The sequence below is a fragment of the uncultured Nostoc sp. genome, assembly GCF_937863485.1.
Classification (GTDB): Bacteria; Cyanobacteriota; Cyanobacteriia; order Cyanobacteriales; family Nostocaceae; genus Nostoc.
Genome location: NZ_CALMFY010000206.1, coordinates 1 through 2862 on the forward strand (window position 1 = coordinate 1; position 2862 = coordinate 2862).

General features: G+C 43.7%; 3 protein-coding genes. 2 read left to right on the plus strand and 1 reads right to left on the minus strand.

What is annotated here, in order from left to right:
• Positions 1–183: 183 nt before the first annotated feature.
• Complete coding sequence (locus Q0541_RS27960) at positions 184–321, plus strand: photosystem I protein PsaX (protein ID WP_104907558.1); 138 nt, start codon at positions 184–186, stop codon at positions 319–321.
• 21 nt (positions 322–342) lie between these two features.
• Here the strand turns inward: Q0541_RS27960 and Q0541_RS27965 are convergent, their stop codons facing one another.
• Positions 343–1209 carry a branched-chain amino acid ABC transporter permease gene (locus Q0541_RS27965; protein WP_298918970.1) on the minus strand — a complete coding sequence of 289 codons (867 nt, stop codon included), beginning with the start codon at positions 1207–1209 and terminating at the stop codon, positions 343–345.
• A gap of 215 nt (positions 1210–1424) precedes the next feature.
• Between Q0541_RS27965 and hrmK the strand changes: the two genes are divergently transcribed.
• The coding region (gene hrmK, locus Q0541_RS27970) for a hybrid histidine kinase/response regulator HrmK (RefSeq protein WP_298918973.1) at positions 1425–2862 on the plus strand (1438 nt) is incomplete at its 3' end.

Sequence of the window (2862 nt, forward strand, 5' to 3'; positions counted from 1 at the left end):
AAGCAGGGGAGCAGGGGGCAAGGGGGAGAATAAAAAATTACCTCTTTCCCCTCTTCTCCCTGCTCCCTGCCCCTCTGCCTCTTCCCAATTCCCAACTTCACACAAATATTCTTAAAGAATTTGGATATTTGGTACACCAGTTTGGTATTTCTTAAAAAGTCCTGACATTAGGAGAACCGCATTATGACTGCTAAAGCTAAGAATTCCCCAGTTGCCGACAGTGGAGCTAAACCTCCCTACGCCTTTCGTACAGGCTGGGCACTGTTATTGTTAGCTATCAATTTCTTGGTAGCAGCCTACTACTTCCACATTATTCAATAGTTAGAAGTGGAGTGGTGCTGCTCAAATCGTTCCTTTGAATAAACCTTTGGGACGAATGAGCAGCACCAAAATCATGATCAACAGTGCTACACCTTGTTTGTACTGTGAACCCAGCCAAGGGGTGCTGACTTCTTGGACGATACCAATGATAAAAGCTGCTGCGATCGCACCGTAAGGGTTGCCAATGCCACCAAGAATCACTGAGGCAAATAACGGTAAAATTAAAAACCATCCCATATTCGGGCGCACGGCTGTAATTAATCCATACATACTGCCGCCTAATGACGTAAGAGTGCCGGCAATTAGCCAAGTCCAAAAAATTACTCGATCAACATTGATACCTGAAACCCTGGCTAAGTCCAGATCGTCAGCAACTGCTCGCATCGCCTTACCAATTTTGGTATTTTGCAGCAGGTAATGCAGCGCCAAAATTGCTAGCACCGCCAACCCCAATACCAATAATTGATTTTGCGGTATCTTTAAACCCAAAATATCTAAAGCTGGGGTAACAGGTAAATCATAATTTTGGTTCTTACCACCCCAGATAAAAATAATCCCATTGCGAAGAAATAAGGCAAGTCCGATAGAAATAATAATCAGCGTAGTGGAAGTAGCACGGATAGAGCGCATCTTTGACCAGAGTAACTTTTCCGATAACAGCATTGCTGCTACAGTTCCCGCTGCTGCCAGGATCATCGACAGCCAAATATTGACTCCAATAGTGTTTATCAGCCAGGTTAGATAGGCTCCCAAAGTTAGAAAGTCACCATGAGCAAAGTTAGATAGCCGTAAAATTCCGTAGGTAAGAGTGAGTCCAACTGCGGCTAGAGCAATAATGCTCCCTACCGCAATCCCATTAATGATTAGTTGGGCGAATTGTGTATCCATAAGCCTTAAGTTGCTTTAAAAAATTTTAGATCAGTGATTCATATAATAATTTTTTTGATCTAGCTGCTAAATTCGACATCGTTCGACATCATAAGTTATGGTTGATAACAACATAAGTTATGGTTTATAAATAAAAAAGAATTGTCCGCTAATATACAGAGAATCCTATTCGGATTTTTATGCGAAGCTAAACTTGTTCAGCGGTCTAGTCGACCATGCAGCAGTATTCAAGCTTACCAGACCAGAACTCACAGATAGATGCAAGGCCAAAACCTTTGACAATAATTCAGCAACTTTGCGCCAAGTTGTGGCTGGAGAGCAGCTTGAACCAGTTGCAAAGTTGCCTTAACGATTGCCTGCTTTCTGCTTGTAACACTGTCCGACCGGCAGGAGCCGCAGAAGCAGAAATTTTTCAAACTGTGGTTCAAGAGATTAACATTGCTCTGGACAGCAGTAATGTGGCTTTCACGCATTGTGCCGTAGGCATTGCTCTATTTCAAGGACAAGAAACTGTTGCCACAGTTTGCTACGTTTCTTGTTCTCCATCCCCAAACTCACGACCTCCATTTCTAGAAGTGCTAACAGCAGAGAAAAAGCTGCCGTTGAGGTTGCAAGAGGTTATAGAACTCGAAGATTTACAGCAGCTTGAGAATCAACAACCACCGAGCGCTTGGCGGTTAGCTGATGATTCTGACAACCTCATGGGCTGGCTAATTATCGCCGCAGCGCCCCTAAGCTCTGATCGTCAGTCGCTCATAGAATTACAAGCGAAACTGAGATCACAATTGATGGCAAGGTCTGCCAAGCATTGTACTACAGCCTTAGTACAACTTAGACACATTTTATCTTGGCAGCAACGGTATCAACAGTTCAGTAACTCTAATCAAGAATTGGAGCGCACCAATCAACTCAAAAATCAGTTTCTGGCAAACACCAGCCACGAAATTCGCACACCGCTTGGTTCTATTATTGGGTTTACCCACCTGCTTTTAGCCCAAGGGTACCAACCAACCAAAGAACGTCAGCAAGAGTATTTAAATATCATTCAGTCTAGCGGCAAGCACTTGCTAGCTCTGATTAATGATATTTTGGATCTGTCTAAAATTGAAGCAAATCAGATGGAAGTGGTATGGGAAACGGTAGATGTACCACTGTTGTGTATCAATGTTTTGGCACTGGTAAAAGAGAAAGCCGCTAATAAGGGTTTGAGACTGTGCCTAGAACTTGAACCTGATATTACAACCCTAGTAGCCGACTCCTTACGACTCAAGCAAATGCTGTTGAATTTACTCTTTAACGCCCTAAAGTTTACTAGTAAAGGAAGTGTTGGCTTACAAGTTGCTCTCAAAGGTGTATTTGTGCATTTTACAGTTTGGGATACTGGCACTGGCATTTCCCAACAAGACCAGGCTCAACTGTTTGAACCCTATTTCCAAATTGCCAAGGCTGTTGCTGGTGGTGTTGAAGGTACAGGTTTGGGTTTAGCAGTGACTCGCAAACTTGCCGAAATTCATGGTGGTTCCGTAAAAGTGGAATCTGAAGTAGATCGCGGCTCTCGTTTTACCCTCATACTTCCCCTTAAGCAAGAGGCGGGAGTAGAAGGAGATGAGGGAGATGAGAGAGATGAGGGAGATGAGGGAGCAGGGGGAGCAG